General features: G+C 43.0%; 25 protein-coding genes. 6 read left to right on the top strand and 19 right to left on the bottom strand.

Features of this window, described 5'->3' with window-relative positions; genetic code table 11:
* Positions 1-21 precede the first annotated feature (21 nt).
* Positions 22-1,008, bottom strand: a complete 987-nt coding sequence (locus tag AS034_RS09035; protein WP_032089114.1) for a TAXI family TRAP transporter solute-binding subunit — start codon at positions 1,006-1,008, stop codon at positions 22-24.
* Positions 1,009-1,322: 314 nt separating this feature from the next.
* Entirely contained in the window at positions 1,323-1,877 is a 555-nt protein-coding gene (locus tag AS034_RS09030) for a phosphatidylglycerophosphatase A family protein (RefSeq protein WP_032089115.1), read from the bottom strand.
* 149 nt (positions 1,878-2,026) lie between these two features.
* Here AS034_RS09030 and AS034_RS09025 point away from each other — a divergent pair, with 149 nt between their 5' ends.
* The 4 genes from AS034_RS09025 to AS034_RS09010 all read left to right on the top strand — a co-directional run bounded on the left by AS034_RS09025 (position 2,027) and on the right by AS034_RS09010 (position 4,683).
* A complete protein-coding gene (locus AS034_RS09025) occupies positions 2,027-2,752 on the top strand; it encodes an alpha/beta hydrolase (protein ID WP_032089116.1) in 726 nt (241 codons plus the stop codon).
* A 174-nt stretch (positions 2,753-2,926) separates the two neighbouring features.
* A complete protein-coding gene (locus tag AS034_RS09020) occupies positions 2,927-3,442 on the top strand; it encodes a YjcG family protein (RefSeq protein WP_032089117.1) in 516 nt (171 codons plus the stop codon).
* A gap of 5 nt (positions 3,443-3,447) precedes the next feature.
* Positions 3,448-3,873: a GNAT family N-acetyltransferase gene (locus AS034_RS09015; RefSeq protein WP_058298724.1), complete on the top strand. Its 426-nt coding sequence runs from the start codon at positions 3,448-3,450 to the stop codon at positions 3,871-3,873.
* A 135-nt stretch (positions 3,874-4,008) separates the two neighbouring features.
* Positions 4,009-4,683, top strand: coding sequence for a DUF421 domain-containing protein (locus AS034_RS09010; RefSeq protein WP_176716089.1), 675 nt, complete (start codon positions 4,009-4,011; stop codon positions 4,681-4,683).
* A 7-nt stretch (positions 4,684-4,690) separates the two neighbouring features.
* Here AS034_RS09010 and AS034_RS09005 read toward each other — a convergent pair whose 3' ends face one another.
* The 10 genes from AS034_RS09005 to AS034_RS08965 all read right to left on the bottom strand — a co-directional run bounded on the left by AS034_RS09005 (position 4,691) and on the right by AS034_RS08965 (position 10,340).
* On the bottom strand, positions 4,691-5,587 hold the full coding sequence (locus AS034_RS09005) for an MBL fold metallo-hydrolase (RefSeq protein WP_058298270.1): 897 nt from the start codon (positions 5,585-5,587) through the stop codon (positions 4,691-4,693).
* Positions 5,588-5,657: 70 nt separating this feature from the next.
* A complete protein-coding gene (locus tag AS034_RS09000) occupies positions 5,658-5,939 on the bottom strand; it encodes a hypothetical protein (RefSeq protein WP_058298269.1) in 282 nt (93 codons plus the stop codon).
* Between the two features lie 125 nt (positions 5,940-6,064).
* The gene (gene spoVIF, locus AS034_RS08995; protein WP_032089120.1) at positions 6,065-6,325 is read right to left on the bottom strand and encodes a sporulation-specific transcription regulator SpoVIF; all 261 of its coding nucleotides are present in this window, start codon (positions 6,323-6,325) and stop codon (positions 6,065-6,067) included.
* 122 nt (positions 6,326-6,447) lie between these two features.
* The gene (locus AS034_RS22325) at positions 6,448-6,582 is read right to left on the bottom strand and encodes a YjcZ family sporulation protein (protein WP_074439985.1); all 135 of its coding nucleotides are present in this window, start codon (positions 6,580-6,582) and stop codon (positions 6,448-6,450) included.
* Positions 6,583-6,654: 72 nt separating this feature from the next.
* Entirely contained in the window at positions 6,655-7,353 is a 699-nt protein-coding gene (locus AS034_RS08990; protein WP_058298268.1) for a DUF421 domain-containing protein, read from the bottom strand.
* A 15-nt stretch (positions 7,354-7,368) separates the two neighbouring features.
* On the bottom strand, positions 7,369-7,725 hold the full coding sequence (gene spoVAE / locus AS034_RS08985) for a stage V sporulation protein AE (RefSeq protein WP_032089122.1): 357 nt from the start codon (positions 7,723-7,725) through the stop codon (positions 7,369-7,371).
* 18 nt (positions 7,726-7,743) lie between these two features.
* On the bottom strand, positions 7,744-8,760 hold the full coding sequence (spoVAD, locus tag AS034_RS08980) for a stage V sporulation protein AD (RefSeq protein WP_058298267.1): 1,017 nt from the start codon (positions 8,758-8,760) through the stop codon (positions 7,744-7,746).
* Positions 8,760-9,230 (bottom strand): stage V sporulation protein AC, encoded by a 471-nt coding sequence (gene spoVAC / locus AS034_RS08975; RefSeq protein ID WP_058298266.1) that lies wholly within the window; start codon positions 9,228-9,230, stop codon positions 8,760-8,762. Before spoVAC ends, spoVAD begins: the two co-directional genes overlap by 1 nt.
* A gap of 12 nt (positions 9,231-9,242) precedes the next feature.
* The gene (locus tag AS034_RS08970) at positions 9,243-9,710 is read right to left on the bottom strand and encodes a sporulation protein (RefSeq protein WP_032089125.1); all 468 of its coding nucleotides are present in this window, start codon (positions 9,708-9,710) and stop codon (positions 9,243-9,245) included.
* 270 nt (positions 9,711-9,980) lie between these two features.
* Entirely contained in the window at positions 9,981-10,340 is a 360-nt protein-coding gene (locus AS034_RS08965) for a DUF1360 domain-containing protein (RefSeq protein ID WP_032089126.1), read from the bottom strand.
* 136 nt (positions 10,341-10,476) lie between these two features.
* On the opposite strand from AS034_RS08965, the gene AS034_RS08960 reads away from it, so the two are divergent.
* Positions 10,477-10,959 carry a CotY/CotZ family spore coat protein gene (locus tag AS034_RS08960; protein WP_032089127.1) on the top strand — a complete coding sequence of 161 codons (483 nt, stop codon included), beginning with the start codon at positions 10,477-10,479 and terminating at the stop codon, positions 10,957-10,959.
* Between the two features lie 54 nt (positions 10,960-11,013).
* On the opposite strand, the gene AS034_RS08955 is transcribed toward AS034_RS08960, so the two are convergent.
* The 5 genes from AS034_RS08955 to mgtE form a co-directional block, all read right to left on the bottom strand.
* Positions 11,014-11,523 carry a CotO family spore coat protein gene (locus AS034_RS08955; RefSeq protein ID WP_058298265.1) on the bottom strand — a complete coding sequence of 170 codons (510 nt, stop codon included), beginning with the start codon at positions 11,521-11,523 and terminating at the stop codon, positions 11,014-11,016.
* 441 nt (positions 11,524-11,964) lie between these two features.
* The gene (gene fabI / locus AS034_RS08950) at positions 11,965-12,741 is read right to left on the bottom strand and encodes an enoyl-ACP reductase FabI (RefSeq protein ID WP_058298264.1); all 777 of its coding nucleotides are present in this window, start codon (positions 12,739-12,741) and stop codon (positions 11,965-11,967) included.
* Between the two features lie 74 nt (positions 12,742-12,815).
* Positions 12,816-13,313 carry a DinB family protein gene (locus AS034_RS08945; protein ID WP_272867400.1) on the bottom strand — a complete coding sequence of 166 codons (498 nt, stop codon included), beginning with the start codon at positions 13,311-13,313 and terminating at the stop codon, positions 12,816-12,818.
* 111 nt (positions 13,314-13,424) lie between these two features.
* Positions 13,425-15,287 (bottom strand): monovalent cation:proton antiporter family protein, encoded by a 1,863-nt coding sequence (locus AS034_RS08940; protein ID WP_058298262.1) that lies wholly within the window; start codon positions 15,285-15,287, stop codon positions 13,425-13,427.
* Between the two features lie 21 nt (positions 15,288-15,308).
* Positions 15,309-16,706 carry a magnesium transporter gene (gene mgtE, locus AS034_RS08935; protein ID WP_058298261.1) on the bottom strand — a complete coding sequence of 466 codons (1,398 nt, stop codon included), beginning with the start codon at positions 16,704-16,706 and terminating at the stop codon, positions 15,309-15,311.
* 226 nt (positions 16,707-16,932) lie between these two features.
* Here mgtE and prpE point away from each other — a divergent pair, with 226 nt between their 5' ends.
* The gene (prpE, locus tag AS034_RS08930; protein WP_058298260.1) at positions 16,933-17,670 is read left to right on the top strand and encodes a bis(5'-nucleosyl)-tetraphosphatase PrpE; all 738 of its coding nucleotides are present in this window, start codon (positions 16,933-16,935) and stop codon (positions 17,668-17,670) included.
* 27 nt (positions 17,671-17,697) lie between these two features.
* Here the strand turns inward: prpE and AS034_RS08925 are convergent, their stop codons facing one another.
* Positions 17,698-18,642, bottom strand: coding sequence for an RluA family pseudouridine synthase (locus tag AS034_RS08925; RefSeq protein ID WP_244888139.1), 945 nt, complete (start codon positions 18,640-18,642; stop codon positions 17,698-17,700).
* Complete coding sequence (locus tag AS034_RS08920; protein ID WP_032089135.1) at positions 18,617-19,414, bottom strand: NAD kinase; 798 nt, start codon at positions 19,412-19,414, stop codon at positions 18,617-18,619. Before AS034_RS08920 ends, AS034_RS08925 begins: the two co-directional genes overlap by 26 nt.
* Between the last annotated feature and the right edge of the window lie 10 nt (positions 19,415-19,424).

Genomic DNA, 19,424 nt, shown 5'->3' with positions numbered 1-19,424 from the left:
GTTCATCTCGGGGTGAATCAATTATTCTGCTGAAATACCTTTTTCATCAAAATATTTCTTTGCTCCCGGATGCAATTCGATACCCATACCTTTTAATCCATTTTCAGCTTTGATCAGCTTTCCTTTAGCATGGGTGATCTGATCTGTATTTTCAAAAATTGCTTTTGTTACATCATAAATGACATCTTCAGAGATATCTGCATTTGTTACAAGCATTGCGCGTACAGCGACGGTCGTAATGGCTTCATCCACTTTACTGTACGTACCGGCAGGGATTTCATCCTCTGCATAGTATGGATATTTCTCGATAAGTTCTGCAATCTTAGCTGAATCAACAGGTACGATTGAGATATCTTCAGTCGCAGCAAGTCCTTCTACCGCTCCTGTAGGGGTACCAGATGTGATGAATGCCGCATCGATTGTTCCATCCTGGATACCAGTTGTAGAATCATCGAAAGATAGGTTGCGGGCTTCAAGGTCTTCAAGTTTCATACCGTGGATTTCAAGGATCTGTTCTGCGTTCAAAAGTGTACCTGAACCAGCTTCACCTACTGAAACGACTTTCCCTTTTAGATCTTCAACCGATTTGATGCCGGATTTCTTAGTTGTTACGATTTGGATCGTTTCAGGATATAAAGTGGCGATACCGCGTGCATTCTCTACTTTGTTATCAGAGAACATTTGCGTACCTTCTGAAGCATATGAAGCTATATCTGTTTGTGTAAAAGCGATTTCAGTTTTACCATCTTTGATTGAAGCCATGTTCTCGGCAGATGCACCGGAAGTGGATGCCGAAGCTTTGATCCCGGTTTCATCTTCAATGATTTTTGCGAAGGTACCTCCAAGCGGATAGTATGTACCGCCGGTTCCTCCTGTAGCGATTCCGATGAAGTCTACTTTTTCATCACCATCGGAACTTCCACCGCCAGCTCCGCCTCCGCATGCCGCAAGTACGGCAGAAAGAATAAGAAGCAAGGCAGTGCTTAAGAATAAACTGCGTTTTTTCATAATCTGTTCCCCCCTATTAAATTTTCTACTTTCCCGTAATCAATTGTATCACAAACTGTAACATTCTTGTCAAACAGGATACATAAACTTATAATTTTTTTCATAAAAAAACCCTCCATCCCACATCCATCCCGTGCAACATCAGATTCAGCGCTATATTTCACCCTTACTCTCAGTTGTAAAATGCATGGAAAATGTATAAAGCGTTTCCATTATATACTCTGGATATTCACTGGAAACAGATGAATGTCCACATAAAAAAGACTGAATGGCCTGAATGGCCATTCAGTCAAACTGTTATACATCAGGGTATCTTATCCGATTAATTCTTCATCCTCAAATTGTTTTTTGTCTTCGCTTGAAATGTTTTCTTCCTTGTCCCGAAGGCTGTGTGCGATCCGTGAAGAAGCGTTCGCGGCGATACTTGCGATAATATCATCCAGGAAGGTGTGAATCCCCTTGCCATTTTTAGTATCAAGATCACGTATGATGCCTATCTTATTTTTATCTAAATGGCCGAAGGTCGTTACCGCAATACTTCCATAGCCAAGGGCTGCCCCAAGCGCAATCGTTTCATCCACTCCGAAAAGCCCTTCGTCGGTTTCGACGATTGATTGGAGGGGTTCTGAAAGCATCTTCTTCTCAGCCAGCTGGTCCAATTCCACCCCGACTAAAATGGCATGCTGGATTTCCCTTTTCAAAAGTACTTTTTTCACGCTGTCTATACAATCTTCCATTTCCAACTCAGAATGGTACGGGAACTGCATTTCATATACGATTTCAGCGATATCTTCTATCATGACTCCCCTGTCCTGAAGTTTCTGGAGTGCTGCCTGTGTGACTTCTTTTGAATGAATCGGCTTGTGCATTGTATGTACCCCTTTCTGACTTGTCTTCCATAGTAGAATTATAACATTTTTTAGAATTTTCTCATCCTAATCTGCTTGAAAGATTTAAATGAAAGATTGTGATACAATCTTTTTGTAAACGTTATCGAAGAGAATCAGGAGGGTTATGTATGACTGTTAACAGAGGTGCTGTGAATGAATTGAACCTCTTTAGTAAAGAGCTGAATGAGGAGATAAGGATGCTTGTGTATCTCCCTGCGACTTTTTCTCCTCTTTATAAATATTCTATATTGATTGCGCAGGACGGCAAGGACTATTTCCAGCTCGGAAGGATCCCGCGTCTTGCAGATGAATTTTTGAATAACAAAGAAATAGAAAACATGATCATTGTAGGCGTACCATATAAAGATGTAGAAGATAGAAGAAGAAAGTATCACCCTCACGGAGAAGAAAACGACGCTTATATCCGTTTCCTGGCCCATGAACTTGTCCCTTATCTTGATGAGCATTATCCGACTTATCATATGGGAATGGGACGTGCGCTTATCGGGGATTCATTAGGGGCGACTGTTTCTCTGATGACCGCCTTGAAATATCCCAATACCTTTGGAAAGGTCATTCTTCAATCACCGCTTGTAAATGAAAAAGTACTGGATGAAGTTGAAAACTTTGCTCATCCCCATCTTTTGAATATTTATCATGTAATTGGAACCAAAGAAACCGAAGTGAAAACAACCAATGGGAAAGTAAAAGACTTCCTTACACCAAACCGCCAGCTCCATGAACTGTTCAACGAAAAGAAATTCACCACTTTCTATGAAGAATTCGAAGGTGACCACACATGGAAACACTGGCAGCCGGACCTGAAACGGGCACTTCCCATGATGTTTGGGTGAAATGCTCATAAAGACGCCATGAAAGTGAATTCTCCCACACTTTAGAAAAGCTGAATTATCAGTGGGAGAAGTTCCCTTTCGTTCGTCCTATATTAAATTTTTGAAAAATTTGCTATACTATATTTATATTAATTGCTTTTACAAGTAACAGTATCTGGAGGAGGTTTGAAGACAATGAACTATGGTGTTGTCGTTTTCCCATCAAAAAAGCTTCAGGATTTAGCAAATTCGTACCGTAAACGCTACGATCCTCATTACGCTTTGATTCCGCCGCATTTGACCCTTAAAAATGTGTTCTCTGCTGATGATGATCAAATAAAAGATATCGCCGATAAATTAAGGAACGTAGCAAAAAAATATGACCCTTTTAACTTGAAGGTTTATAAGGTCAGCTCATTCCAGCCGGTGAACAATGTCATTTATTTCAAAGTGGACCCTACCCCTGAACTGGAAGGGCTGCATCATGACATGCATAAACAGGACGTATTGGACGATGAACCTGAATTCGCTTTCGTCCCTCACATCACGATTGCACAAAAACTTTCAAACGATGAACATTCCGATATTTTTGGTTCGCTGAGCATGCTGGGTGTGGATCACGAAGAAACGGTCGACCGCTTCCATCTCCTCTATCAGCTGGAGAATGGTTCATGGACAGTATATGAAACATTCCGCCTCGGAAAGGACTAATGCAGTTGAACGTAGAAATCGCTCAATCGGAATCACAGTTTGAAGAAGTTTTCAGTGTAAGGAAAACCGTGTTTGTGCAGGAACAGAATGTGCCTTTGGAAGAAGAAATCGATGAACATGAAAATCAATCGACCCACTTCATTTTGTATGACGGGGACCGGCCTGCCGGCGCAGGAAGATTCCGTCTGCTGGACGGGATCGGAAAAGTGGAACGTATCTGTGTGTTGAAGAGCCTTCGCGGTAAAGGGGCAGGCAGGGAGATCATGCAGGCCATTGAGCAATACGCTGCAGGGCGCTCCATTTCAAAACTTAAACTCAATGCGCAGACCTATGCGATTCCTTTTTATGAAAGATTAGGTTATGAGGTTGTCTCTGAGGAATTCATGGATGCAGGGATCCCACACAGAACAATGATTAAAACAATCTCTTAATCAAGCATGCAAGACAAAAAAGATCAATCACCCTTTATATGGGAGGATTGATCTTTTTTTATCTAAATACAAATGACTCAAGTATAAAGGTACTTGCACTGGACGATAATGAAGAAATATATGGGGAGGGATATTATGGAGTACATGTCAATAGCCGTTGAGCTTGTTGTCGGCTATTTCGCCCTTTTGTTTTTAACGAAAATTTTAGGGAAGACCCAAATCACCCAGATTTCTGCCTTTGATTTTATTTCTGCATTGATATTGGGCGAATTGGTAGGAAATTCCCTTTATGATAACGAAGTAAGTGTCTGGCAGATCCTTGCGGCGATTTCCATCTGGGGTTTTTTAATATTTGCTACAGAGTTCATTACACAGAAATCCAGAAGGCTCCGCCATGTTTTGGAAGGGACTCCGGCAATAGTGATCAATAAAGGAAAAATAGATTTCCAGCAGTTAAAGAAAAATAATCTAGATTTAAATCAACTTCAGCATTTACTAAGGGCAAAGGATATTTTTTCCATAAGGGAATGTGAGTATGCATTATTAGAAACAAATGGGACATTAAGCGTCCTTAAGAAACCTTTGTTCGAAAATGTACAGCGGTCAGATTTGAATATCCAGCCAACTCAAGTAAGCCTTCCGCTCTCGTTGATTGTGGACGGTGAAATTGTTTATGATAATTTAAAAATCGTGCACCAGCCAGAAGAATGGCTGATACAAGAAATAAATAAACATGGATTTCAATCACATAAAGAAGTCATGTTTGCAGAATGGAAAGAAGGAGAAAGTCTATTGGTTCAAGGGTACTAAACAACAGTCAGGCTATCGCCACCCTGGGTTCATTATCCTTTACGTAAAACCTTATCCGCCCCTGACGTTCCAGGCTTGTTAAATAAGCAGTCACGGAAGTGCGGAACAGCAGCCACTGACCCATGTTTTTAACATCAAGTTTATGTAATGCCAGGAATTGTGTGGTCAGACTCTCCAGGGTTTCACCTTCTCCTTTGCTTTCAATCAGTTGATATAGAGTATGGATCCGTTCTTCATGGACTCTTTGATTCATACGTACGGTATCGCTGAAGTTTTCCTCATATGGACCATGTCCAGGTATTGCTCCTTTGCATTTAATGTGAAGGAGTTTTTCCAATGTTGCCAAGGTCTGGTCCGCATCGATAATAAATGGGATCACATGTTTTTCCAGAGATTCTGTTCCGAAGTAACTGTCTGAGGCGTATAGGATATCTTCTATCAACAAGCCTGCCTGGGCATAGGAGTGGCCGGGAAGATTCAAAGCCTGGAACATAAATGGACCGATCCTATTCTCTCCGGATTCAATATGGAAATCTACTTTGACTGAAGGGCCTTCAAGAAATTTATTTCTTAATTCCTTAATCGGATTGGCGCCATTGAATAGATAAATTGGTTCGAGAAGCGGATTTTCGATGATGGCTGATTCCATGGGAGGGCAGTAAAGCGGTATCCCGGTTACTTTCTTCAAGTATGCGGCGCCGCCAAAATGGTCTGCGTGGGCATGAGTGATGATGCAGTAATCCAGAGGAAGTTCTTGTTGTTTGACCATTTTCAGGATTTTCTTGATTGCCGACTCATCCAGTCCGGTGTCTATAAGGAGTCCTTTACCTTCCTTTTGGCAATAACCGATATTCACGGCGCCGGTGAAAGCATAGCAATTCTCATTAAACTGTTGAAGCTTCAATTCATTCATCCTTTCAGTACAATGCTGCAAGGCTCGTACTGTTTGTGAACACAGACAGCGGTCCTTTACTTTATACGTATTCGTTAAAGTAGGTCCCTTTTCCTGTCACTTCCGCTAATAATTCCTGTGGAATCATGTTCTTTTGGGGTCTTCTTTTCGTGGCTGACAGATTTTTCTTGTGTTCATTGTCCTCGTATATGTGCATTTCTTCACTGAAGGTTTCTTCGCGGTTATTTTTCAGTGCCCTGGCCGGCTGAACGGGAAAGAACCGGAATGGGTGTTTATTCACCTTCATTTCCCTTTCTTGATATTGTTTATATTGAAAGTGTGGAATTGGAGCGATATAGCCCATATTCATGACCTCCTTATTATGGGTTTACCCGCGATGCCATTTTTTAACCCCGGGTAAAAATAAAAAGAGAATTAACATAAAGTACGTGTCTCAACGTTCTTTTATGTCCATTCTCTTTCAAAAAATTATTTCTTCCCTTTGTTGAGCATATTGGATATAGTCCCAAAATCCAGCTGCTTTCCATCGTTTACGATTGACTTGACGATCTTATCTTCCATTTCTTTATTTACTGGTTTGTTGGCAATTTTCGAAACCCGTTTGATGACTTTCCTGACTGTCGCTTCATCCTTGAAATTTGCATTTTGCAGTGAGTTTGCAAGCTCCAGCACTTCGTTCATATTCACGCCTGTCTTCTGCTCGAGATTTTTAAAGAAATTATTGTTCATGAGTAAACCGCCTCCCTTTTAACTATAAGTATCATATGTATAAAAATGGAGAGCGTGAGTATTCCAAGAAAAAAAGACAGGATCCCTCTTAAAGAGGATTCTGCCTTTATTCTGCTTCATGATTAGCAGAAGCTAGCTCCGACGATGATCAACAAGATAAATAAGACTACGATCAATACAAAAGTAGAACCATAGCCGCCGCCATAGCCGCCATATCCGCAGCCACCATAACCACCATATCCAAATCCGTAAGGCATTCAGCTTCACCTCACTTTACCTTTAGTCACTTATAACATATGTAAGTGAGGGATATTCCGTATGGGCTTTTTTCAATTTTGTTGTGTGTTTGTCCAATTGTACAAATCAAGGGTCAAATTCCCTTCACTGTCCGCCTGTGCCAGGAATACTGCCTCGAAGTCAAGCTTTCTTTTCAACAGTTCCTTTAACAGCCAAGGCTTATCAAACCCAACCGCCTTCAGGGCTGCTTCATCAATTTCCCCATCAATGATCACAGCCTGCGGGGGTGTGGCCCTCTTAAAAAGGGACAATATATCTTCTTTTACCAGTGGCTGTTTTTCTTTTTTCAGCATCACGCTGAGGTCTCCATTCGTATCCAGCGTGGCAAATTCAACATCCGCGGCTCTGAAGACATCTTTCTTCCTCAATTGTTCAAGCAATTCATCTACGGAATACTTTTCTTTACGCAGTGCTTTTTCATCGATTTGTCCATCTTTAATGAAAACAGAAGGCTTCCCTTCAGCAAATCTCCTGAATTTGCTGCTTTTAAGAGAGATGAAAGAAAACACAAGCGGGAATGAAAACCAAAGCAGGATACTCATAAGGCCTTCACTGAGCGGCAGGCCAAGATCCATCGAGAGGGTTCCTGCAATACTCCCGACGGTTATACCTGTTATATACTCGAAAAATGATAATTTGGACAGCTGTTTTTTCCCAAGAAGCTTTGTAATAAAGAACAGTGAAAGAAGGATAAATGAACTTCTGGCTGCAACTTCTAAATATTCCGGCATCTCATACACCCCCTGCTATCCCTTCGGTTTAAAAAGGAGCGCCCCAATGAAACCAAAGACGATCGCTGCGGAAATGCCTGAACTTGTTACTTCAAACATCCCGGTCAATACACCTACAAGTCCATGCTCCTGTGATTCCTGCATGGCACCGTTCACAAGGGAATTTCCGAAGCTGGTAATCGGGATTGTTGCCCCTGCCCCTGCAAAATCGATCAGCGGCTCGTATAGCCCAAAACCCGAAAGAATGGCACCTGCAACCACGAGCAGGCTCAATGTATGAGCCGGTGTCATTTTTGCAACATCAAACAATAGCTGTCCGATGACACAGATGATTCCTCCTATAACAAACGACCAAAAGAACATCGCTAACATGTTTACTACCTCCCTATCCTATACAAATTCAATGGAAACGGCATGTGCAATACAAGGAATGGTTTCTCCCTGCTGGAAGGTAAGGGGCGACAGCAGGGCGCCGGTCGCGACTACCAGGATCCTCTTATACGTACCTTTTTTCATTTCATTCAGCAGATGCCCATAAAGGACAGCGGCTGAACAGCCGGGTCCGCTTGCCCCCGATTGAACCGGCTGGTCTTCTCCATAAATGAGGAGTCCGCAATCCTTATACTGCTGTTCTGTCAAGGTGTATCCGTTTTCCTTCATCAGCTCCATCGCCGTCTGTCTGCCAATGCCTGCAAGATCACCGGTTACGATTAAATCGTAATAAGAAGGGTCTCTTCCCAGATCCTGAAAATGGCCCGTCATTGTATCCGCTGCTGCAGGTGCCATTGCCCCCCCCATATTAAAGGGATCTGATAAACCAAGGTCGATGACTTTCCCAATTGTAGCGGATGTCACCCTCGGTGCTGGAGAGGTGAAATCCGTGCCATTGCCGACTACTGCATATCCTGCTCCTGTTACGGTCCATTGTGCAGTCGGGGGCTTTTGCCCTCCGTACTCAGTCGGATAGCGAAATTGCTTTTCAGTTGCAGAATTATGACTTGAGGCCCCGGTCACTACTTTTTCCGCCCCTTGATGATTGACCAGAAAAGCGGCAAGTGCAAGCCCTTCCATTGAAGTTGAACAAGCTCCGAACAATCCAAAGTAAGGAAAAGAAAAGGTGCGTGCAGCAAAACTTGAGGGAGTGATCTGGTTGATCAGGTCGCCCGTCAGGAAAAATTGGACATCTTCTTTTTGCAGTTTTTGTTTGTCCAGCGCAATCTGCACTGCATCCTCAATTAGGGTGCGGTTTGCTTTTTCATATGAGTCTTGTCCCATCCATAAATCATCAAAAAAGCGGTCAAAGTCATCAGATAGTTTACCCTGTTTTTCGAATGGTCCTCCCACGACGCCTGTTGATAAGATCGCAGGCTGCTTCTCGAAAATCCATGATCTTCCTCCTTTAAGCATCAAATCAACCCCCACTGGATTAATAATGTCTTTATCAGCGCAACAACAAATGCAGAGAAAACACCGAAAACAATGACAGAACCAGCCAGTTTAAAGATATTCCCGCCTACACCAAGGACATAGCCTTCTGTTTTATGTTCAATTGCCGCTGATATGACTGCATTGCCAAATCCTGTTACCGGCACTGCGCTCCCTGCACCTCCGAATTGTCCGAGGTGATCGTAGATGCCGAATCCAGTCAGAATCATGGCGAAAAAGACCATAGTAGCGACTGTCGGATTCCCGGCAGTCTGCTCAGTGAAATTAAAAAAATAAATATAGAAATAACTTACTGCCTGCCCGATCAGGCAAATGGCTCCGCCTACCAAAAATGCCTTTATAACATTTTTCAACAACGGCCTTTTCGTTTCATATTGTTTTTCAATTTTTTCATACTTCTGCTGTTCGGGGGTTTTGGGTGTCTTTCCCACAGAGAATCCCTCCTACGTCTTTTCCTTCTGAAGCTCGATGATATCCTTGAATTCTTTTTCAGCTTCTTTCTTGGAAATCGTTTTCTGCTGGATTTGTTCTTTTAAGCGGACAGTTTCCAGAAAGATTTTGTAATCACTTGATAAAATGAAGTCTTCACCTGGATGCTTATCTTCAAGTAATTTCTCCATATCCTTTTCAATCTTTTTCATTTTAAAGCGCTGCAAATGCTTCACTTTGTATACCACAAGTGTTTGTTCCTTACTTTGAATCACTGCTACATCATAAAGTTCCTTCTTCTTGGCCAATTCTTTTTTAATCGCATGGCCGAAGCTTTCCGTTTCAGGATGATCCACCAGTTCAACAGGCTCTGGATCGGTTGTCTTCAAGAGAGCGATTTTACTCTCCTCTCCATCCTCTTTGTTCGAGCAGCCTGCAATCATTAAGAGACTGATGATCCCTGCCAGTAAATAATTTTTCATACATGATCCCTCTTTTTTGTTTATCATCATTCTTTATTTTTTTCTTAAAGTCTGATTTTATGTCAAAAAAAAAGACTGCTCTTAATGAGCAATCTATTTTTTCTTTGATTTCGAACCGCAGCCGCAGCCGCCTTTTTTCTTTTTATTTGTTGCAGTATTTGTTGATTTAATCACATTATCCATAGAGGTTTTTTTCAATTGCATTGCCTCCTTTTGCATAAGAATGATTCATTATATGTAAAAGAAAGCGTGCTTGTTTCCACTAATTACCTACACCGATTCTCTATTCCAGTACTGTACGGCAGCTTCAATGATTGCTGCCACACCGGCCACAGCCAACAAAGTGGTGAGTGGACCGAATATGACTGGGAACAGCAGATAACCGCCGTATAAGAATAAGCTTACCCAGATTCCTGTGCACCAATAACAGGATAGCAGTTGACCGATAAAGCCTTTCAATCCGGTCGTTTTGGGTATGAGGTATATTTCTTCCACCCCATCCTCCACTTCTTTCACTTCATCAAAAAAGGGAGCCCGCATCCATTCTGTTATTTTATCGAAGACAATCAGATGCGTCATCCGGAAGATGGCAAAACCAAGGGCCAGGAGCTGTACCAATGATAAATCCATTTATCATCGCCCTTTCTATATTAGTAAATATATACAAGCCCAAATTTTTAAAAGAGGGCAGATGTCCGTTACCTAATTGCCTACCTGACAATATGTTAGTAATGTAAATGAAATTTATTTTAAGGAGGAACTTTATATGGGTTGCGGAAGAGATAGAGATTTTGGTAAAAAAGATCTCGGCTGTGTATGTCAAGCTGTGCGCGCTATCAAAGACATTCAAGATGCTGGTGACGAATGCAACGAATGCCGTAATGACTGTTTCCTTGAGCCACTGGGAACAATGGTCAGCCCTGCTAACCGTGTAAATACACGTATCTTCAAGCTTTATCTGAAGAACGGTGATACATTCAAAGCACACATCAAAGGAAAGCCTTGGAAATCACCATTTTTCCGGGTGAAGGACATCTTCGATAATTGCTGTGCTACATTGCAAGTAGTGAAGCCAGAGCACCATCACCACGGTGGATCAGGCGGAGGCGGCAGAGGCGACGATCTTGAAGATGCAGATACAATGATGAGCGAATGGGAATTAACAGGGGACTGTATCACTGTTGACCTTGATTGCTTCTGTGCGATTCAATGCATCAAAGATGTGTTTGTCGACTTATGTGAAGACTGATAAGTCAGAGTAACGAAGATTAAAGCCAGCCGGGAATTTCCCGTCTGGCTTCTTTTATTGCAAGCCGATCATTTTGATGGATTTTAATGAGTCCCTTGCAACCTCTACTTCATCACCGCGGAAGGTTTTTATTTTAATTGCTGATTCCCACATTGAGATAAGCACCCCTTTATAGGTGTCAGTATCAGTACTGAATTCACATGGGAATGGCACTTTTCCGTTGATGCTTGCAGTAATGTAGTCAAGTTTTTCATCCAGGGTCAATTCCTTGAAGGGGGGCAGCCTTCTGAACGCCTGCATGGAAGACTGGGATTCCTCCCTGGCAGCCTGAGGGACCGGTCTGTCTTCTTTATCAATTTTTGATACAGGGACTGGATTTGCTGTTTCAGAATCTACTTTGTGATGGACGGCTTTGTTTTCAATCGGGCTTGGCGAATCAGCCTCTTTTTTCTCTTTCCGTTTCGAGGAACGATAGACCACTTGCATATTCCCTTTGACTTCCTGAAGCTTTGGCTGTTGAATGTATAACAACGGTTCTTTATTTGATGACTTATCTTTTTTCATAAAGCACACCTCCAATTCTTCTCCACTTTTATATGTATGCAATTGGTGCACGTCAGTTTCGTTTTTGGGATAAAAAACCGCCGGAAATCACTCAGAAGACCGAGTAAAATGGATGGTGATGGGGGTTTGATGGAGGCTTGAAGGACATATACAGGATTATCGTTCATTGATCTATTCTTTTCAGCTGGCTAACCGGTGTTATCAAACAAGTTTGAAGGATCTTTCGTTTTGGCTCATTAATCTTCGAATTTATTCCGATTATCTTCGAATTTTTACCATTAATCTTTCAATTTCACCCTTTAATCTTTCAAATCTGCCGATAATTCCGTCACGAGGTAAAGCATGGAAATACTCCATACTCTTATAATCACTAACGAGTATGACACTTATCTACATGAAAAAAACCCCGCCGGCACTAATACCGGCGGGGTTTAACTTTCATTACCCAAGGATATGATACCCGGAATCGACGTGGAGGTTTTCCCCTGTGATTCCCCTTGAAAGGTCGCTGAATAGGAATACGGCTGTATCTCCTACTTCTTCCTGTGTTGTATTGCGTCTCAGCGGTGCACGCTCTTCGATTTCTTTAAGGATGGAGTTGAAATCCCCCACTCCCTTAGCGGAAAGGGTGCGGATCGGGCCGGCAGAAATCGCATTGACACGGATGCCGTGTTTGCCAAGGTCACTGGCAAGATATTTAACACTTGCTTCAAGAGAGGCCTTTGCTACTCCCATGACGTTATAGTTCTGCATGACACGTTCGCCGCCCAGATACGTCATCGATACGATGCTTCCGCCTTCCGTCATTAAATCCTTCGCTGCCTTTGCCACGGCAGTGAGGGAATATGAACTGATATTATGCGCGAGAAGGAAACCGTCCCTTGTTGTGTTCATATAGTCCCCGGCAAGCTCTTCTTTATTCGCAAACGCGATGCAGTGCGCAAGGCCATGGATCACTCCCACTTCTTCCTTTATTGAAGAGAAGCATTTGTCGATGTCTTCGTCACTTGTTACATCACACGGGAAGAATAGAGACTCTTCTCCGCCTTCCAATGTCCCTGCAAGATCTTTGACACCTTTTTCAAAACGTTCTCCAGCATATGTAAATACCACCCGCGCACCTGATTGATGAAGTGAACGCGCAATTCCCCAGGCGATACTGCGTTTATTGGCAACTCCCATGACAACATATGTTTTGCCTTTTAATGAAAGAGTCATATTTATCCTCCTATTATTACAAGTTATTAGTACCTGATACTAATTCTACATGAAACTTCAAAAAAAGAAAAGGTTCATTTCATTGATATCTTGTTTTTAGTCTCTTGTATTTGATGGATATGACGCTCTTCGTGCCTTCCGAGAAGCTCGAGTACCTGCCATACCGGCATGATGCCGAATTGATGATGATCCATAGTCTTCCCGGAAAGCGAATCTTCCGTATGCCCCTCAAGGAATTGATCAGTCAGCCTTCTTGATGTATGAAGGGCGGTCAATAATTGCTCCCTTGTTTGAGGATCTTCCGGCGGATCGATTGGTGCCTTGAGTTTTTTATTTTTATCTTCAAATACACTTAAATCAACCTCTTCCCCTTCCATTACCTGCTGACTTTCTGCAGCTTCCAAAGCGAGTTTCATAAAGCGTGTCTCAGCACCCGCCAAATGAAGGACGATTTGGGCAATGCTCCACTCACCTGGTGCCGGCTTTTCATTCAGCTCTTCGAATGTCAAAGCCTCGAAACTTTCTTCCAGCTTCTTTCTTATGTCTTTTACGTTCATTTCCCACATTCTCATCATCTCCTTATTATTCTGCATATGTAACTAATTAGGTATTCACCACGTAAAATCCTTTATTCACAAAAAAGTAAAGGCCCTCCGGTGTCACCGGAGAGCCTTGTTTATAGACTAGCAATACTCACAGAACTCTAGTTCACGTTTCAGTTCATCTACATATTCCTTAGAGCCGGTAACGATCAACCGGTCATTCATATGAAGTTCTGTATCACCGTGAGGGACAATGGAATCTTTGCCCCTGAAAATACGGACGAAAATGACATCCCCTGTAAATGGGAATTTTCTTAATGTCATCCCTTCAAACTGGCTATTGAGCATCTTGATTTCATATAGCGACATTTCCTGGTTCGTGAGGATATTCATCACCGATGGAGATTCAATCATCGCTCTCAATAACGCTTTTGTTGAAAGGAATACAGAGTAAACCTCAATCTCCTGTTCCTTGAGTGATTCATGCAGATCAGGGCTTTCGACACGAACGATGACCCGCTCGACACCTCTTTCTTTTGCTGCGACGGATAGTGTGGCATTCGCTTCTTCATCCCCTGTGGAAATCACAAGGATATCAGCTTCGAATATACCAAGTCCATCCAGGGTATCAAGTTCGTAATTCTCAATTTCATTGATATTGAACAATGAGTCTGCAATATTTTTATCCGATTTATCCTGAATCGTATGATAAAGGGTTGAATCATACAGGGACGATTGCAGCTCCCTCGAAGCAGGCAATGTCATTTGATTTGCCCCAAGAAATACGACGTTCAGTTTCTTTTCAGTTGCACTTTCCCGAGGGAACAGCTTCTTAAAGACAATCGGTGTGATGATACAGGCAATGACAGCCACAAGTATCAGCGTACCACTCATTTGCGGTGTTATGATCTCCATTCTCTCAGCGATTTTAGCTGCGGCAATTACCAGGGAGAGTGTCGATGTCAACAGGAACGCGGAAGCGATTGTCGTCTTTGTATCGTACCATTTTTTCAACAAATACACCGGCAGAAGCTTTGAAATCAGGAATGCAAGCAGGAGCAGCGGAATCAAAAGAAGCATCTTCTTATCACTCAGCAAGGTCATCAGATCCAGTTCAACCCCGACCATTACGAAAAAGATCGGTATCAGAAAACCATAACCGAAAGAATCCAGTTTCTGCACCATTTCCTGATTTGGAGCGAGTAATGACACCAATACACCTGCAAGGAAGGCCCCCAGGATATTCTCCGCCCCGACTGTTTCAGATACCGCGACAAGCAGAATAATCAGCGTGAATACGGCACGTGTCCCTATTTGGACCGTTCCCGTGGACAAGCTTTTGATGAAATTGTTGTTTTTCATACGTTTGCCCAACAGATACAGAAGCACTCCTACACCGAACAGCACCAGCAGAAGCCACATGCTGCCATGTCCTTCACCGTACAGTGAAACAAATACAGCAAGAAGGATCATGGTGACCAGATCTGCTATGACGGCGATCAATAAGATGATTTGACCAATGGCGGTTTTTGAGATCTGTGCTTCCTTCAGGGTCGGAACGACTACTCCCAATGAAATTGTCGATATAATCAAGGTCATAAGGAAAGCATTCTCTATGAGACCAAACAGGACGAATAAATAGGACAGCCCAAGAGAAACGAAGAATATGCCGATGAAAATGATGCTTGCCACCAGCAGTCGGTTAGGCTCTTCCTTTCCGCTCGGGAGGATTTCTTTTTTGGTCTTACTATTTGAGAATGCCTTGAAATCAATTTCCAATCCACTTAAAAACATCAAAAAGATGAAACCGAAAGTGGATAAAGTTTCGAGCCACATATCTTGATGGACAAGGTCAAATCCACTTTTCCCTATCACAAGGCCCATGATGATTTCGGCAATGACCACAGGGATGAAATTCAATTTAAAACGATGCAGCAATATCGGCGTCAAAAAGGCAACAATGATCACAATCACCAGTGACGTTACAGAAGCATGCTGTTCCATCATACTCTCCCCCTTTTCTTTCTATATAAGGTAGTTTAAAAATAGCGTAGCAAGCCCTAAATAGATCAGGGTGCTGATGATATCGTTGATCGTCGTGATGAATGGACCGGAGGCGACTGCGGGATCGACTTTCAACTTATGCATGAACAGAGGTACAAGCGTTCCTGCCAACGTAGCAACAAATAAAGAAATGAAGACGGAAACCCCGACCAGCATACCGAGGAAAAATGTACCTTTCCACACATAGACAATTAGACTGACAACGATCCCGCATGTCGTTCCTGTTATGAGCCCAGTACCTGCTTCACGCAGGACAAGGGAGAGCTTGTTTTCTTTCTCCAAATCTCCTGTAGCGATTCCCCGGACAGCAACCGCCAGGGCCTGAGTACCTGTGTTTCCTGCCATCCCTGCTATAAGCGGGATAAAAACTGCCAAAATGGCGACTTTATCGAGCGTCGCTTCAAAACGCCCGATGAGATTCGCTGTAATCATACCGAGAAATAATAACGCAATCAGCCATGGCAGACGCTTCTTTGCGGCATTAAAAGGGTTTCTGTCAATGGAATCCAAGTCGGCGATACCGGCAAGCTTGGAGTAGTCATCTGAAGCTTCTTCTTCCATGACATCCATGATATCATCGACTGTGATGATCCCGAGGAGATGATGCTGAAAGTCCACCACGGGCAAGGCAAGGAAGTCATAGTCTTTCATTTGTCTTGCAACAGCCTCCTGATCCTCGCTCACCCCGACTGACATGACCCTTTCACTCATGATTTCAGATATCATGACGTCATCATGGCTGATGATAAGGTCCCTTAACGAGATAACCCCCACGAGCTTCTTATCATCGTCTACTACATAAATATAATAAATGGTTTCTGCATTCGGGGCTTCATTCTTAAGGATATACATGGCAGATCTGACCGTCTGATTTTGGGAAATGGCGACAAATTCGGTCGTCATGATACTTCCTGCAGTGTACTCTTCATAATGAAGGAGCTCTTTAATTTCTTTGGCCGATTCATCATCCATGATGGTAAGATAGCTTACCACCTGTTCCTTATCAAGTTCATTCAATACGTCGACTGCGTCATCCGCATACATGTTTGATAACATTTCGGCAGCATATGACGGGTTCATCTCCGCAAGTATTTCCTGATAATCTTCTTCATCTATATCCAGGCTTTCGAATAGTTCAGCCATTTCTTCCGGAGAGAGATAATGGTACAGCCTGGTCCTCAGTTCATCTTCGACTTTCGAGAAGAATTTTGCCTGATCATAGGAGTGTAACTGAGTGAATTCAGACCTGAATAAATCTAGATCTTCCTGCCTGAGGGCTCTAATGAGAAGCTCTTCATCATACATTTCTTTATCCTGCTTTTCTTTTTCATTGTTTTGATCTTTGACTGCTTCTTCCATTAAGGCTCACCCTCCTTTATATGTTAATCTCATATAGTCGTAATAATACTAGCAAATCTTCTTTCAATTGTCTTGCATTAACCGGGGCATTCGATCTGGTAATATTGGTAATGATCTCAAAATGAATAAATACTCACGTTTTTTCAAACACTGAATCATTAATATGTCACAAAACGAATGAAATGAAAAGAAAAAAGTTTCCCGTTTCAGAGAAAGAAGGTACCCTATGAAAACTGATGTAATCGGTGATGTCCACGGATGCTTTGACGAATTTTACAGGCTGACTGAAAAACTCGGTTATAATTGGGAATCAGGTCTCCCTCGGCATCCCGAAGGAAGAAAACTTGCTTTTGTCGGGGATTTGACCGACCGAGGCCCTCACTCATTAAAAATGATCACAGTCGCCGCTTCCCTGCACCGTGAAAAAGAAGCTTACTATGTCCCAGGGAATCATTGCAATAAGCTTTACAGGTATTTTCTTGGGAACAACGTGAAGATCCTCCACGGTCTAGAGACCACAATAGCAGAATTAAGTGCACTGACAGAAGAAGAAAGAATCGGGTACAGAGACTCATTCATTGAGTTATACGAAACTTCCCCGCTGTATCAGGTCCTGGATGAAGGAAGATTGATCATTGCACACGCCGGGATAAAGGAAAATCATATAGGCAAGAACAATAATCGTGTAAAAACATTCGTCCTCTACGGCGATATAACAGGCGAAGTGAACGAAGATGGAACTCCGGTAAGAAGGGATTGGGCAATGGAATACAAAGGCAGGCCATGGATCATCTATGGGCATACCCCTGTCATGAAACCAAGGAAGATGAATAATACGGTGAACATTGATACGGGGGCTGTATTCGGAGGGGAATTGTCGGCGTTCAGGTATCCGGAAATGAAAATCATAAGCGTCCCGTCAACCATGCCGCTGGTAAAAGAAAAGTTCAGGACCTTCCCCTGATTATTTACAAAAAATCCCCTGTGCTGCTTAGCACAGGGGATCCATATTTTCATGAGAAGCCAATTCTGTCAAAGCTTCCCTCATATCATTTGCCAGCGGACACTCGAATTCCATCCGTTCCTTTTTCATAGGATGAAAAAAAGAAAGGGTTTTACAATGAAGTGCCTGGCGCTTTATACATTTTACATTGCCGCCGTACAAATCGTCCCCTATGAGAGGATGGCCGATTGATGCCAAGTGTACGCGTATCTGGTGTGTTCTCCCTGTAAAGGGACGTACGGACAGATGGGCGGCTTCTGGATACTGTCTTAGAACCTGATACCCGGTCTTGGCATATTGTCCGTCTTGCCGGACTTCTCTTTCAATTATACTCGTTTCTTTGCGTCCGATGGGCTTCTCGATCATTCCATATGTATCGGCCATCACCCCTTCAACAAGTGCTTCATATGTCCTCTTCACTCCTCTTTCCTGATGCTGCAGGGAGAAGAGGTGATGCACATGCCTATGCTTGGCTACAAGTACCAATCCGGATGTGTCACGGTCCAGCCTCGTTACAATATGAACAGCAGATGCCAGGTTAAGCTCTTTGTAGTAACCCGCAATCCCGTTTGCCAGGCTGCCTGTTGGATATTCTTTTGTAGGGATTGAATACATTCCCCATGGTTTCTCCACAACGAGGAGATCGCCGTCCTCATAAATGATTTGCAGAGAAATATCCTCGGGAAGTAACTTTTGACTTCCTGTTTCAGGAGCAAAAACCAGTTTGACCTTGTCGTCTTCTTTTAAGGGATGACGGACATTTACTTCCCTGTCATTCACTGAGATCGACCCGCCTTCGAATTTGACAGATGTCAGGGTCCGTTTAGAAACCTTCTGGTCTACAAGAAATTCCCTCAGAAGCTTCCCTTCATATATAGAAGGTACACTCCACTCGATGGAATACCCTTTACTCATCTGCCACAAATGAGTCATGCACCCTCTTCCAGAAAGGGAATGGACGGAACCGGGCAAAACGGATTTTCTCGTCTGCCACACGGTATTGGATCGATTTCACATCTTTATGAAGAAGGGAAAGATGGTCGATCGTTACCAGGAAGTCGGGACCATTGACAGGCTTCAACATACACGTATGGTGGGCAGGAAGGATAAGCGGCGAACCGATCGTTCTGAATACCCGGTTGTTGATTGATGCCATTTCGGCAAACTGAATAGCTGGCAGTGAAGGGTGTATAATCGCGCCCCCCAGCGCTTTATTATAAGCGGTGCTTCCTGACGGCGTGGATAAACACAATCCGTCCCCCCTGAATCGCTCGAAATGCTGTCCCCTGATTTCTACATCCATGACGAGAGTGCCTTCCACACTTTTCACCGTGGATTCATTCAAAGCCAAATAACGCGTCTCCTTACCGCCATGCTGATAGCGGATGATTGTTTCCAGGAGAGGATATTCAATCACTTGATAAGGAGTCTTTGCAATGGCTATGACCAGTTTTTCAATTTCTTCAGGCACCCAGTCTGCATAAAACCCGAGATGACCCGTATGTACCCCTACGAAGGCGGTTTTATCAAGTCTCGAACGATAGCGGTGAAAGGCATAAAGCAGAGTCCCGTCCCCTCCTACGGAAATCACGATATCAGGCTGATCTTCATCATATGTCAAATTGAAATCCTGTAAATAAGTCCTCATTTTATGCATCAAAGTATTGGACTTTGAATCACCCTTTGATGTAATGGCAAACTTCATTCGGGTTGAC

Origin of the sequence: [Bacillus] enclensis, from assembly GCF_001456935.1 — a bacterium.
Taxonomy (GTDB): domain Bacteria; phylum Bacillota; class Bacilli; order Bacillales; family Bacillaceae_B; genus Rossellomorea; species Rossellomorea enclensis.
The sequence above is the reverse complement of the archived record's forward strand: the minus strand, read 5'-3'. Positions and strand labels throughout refer to the sequence as shown.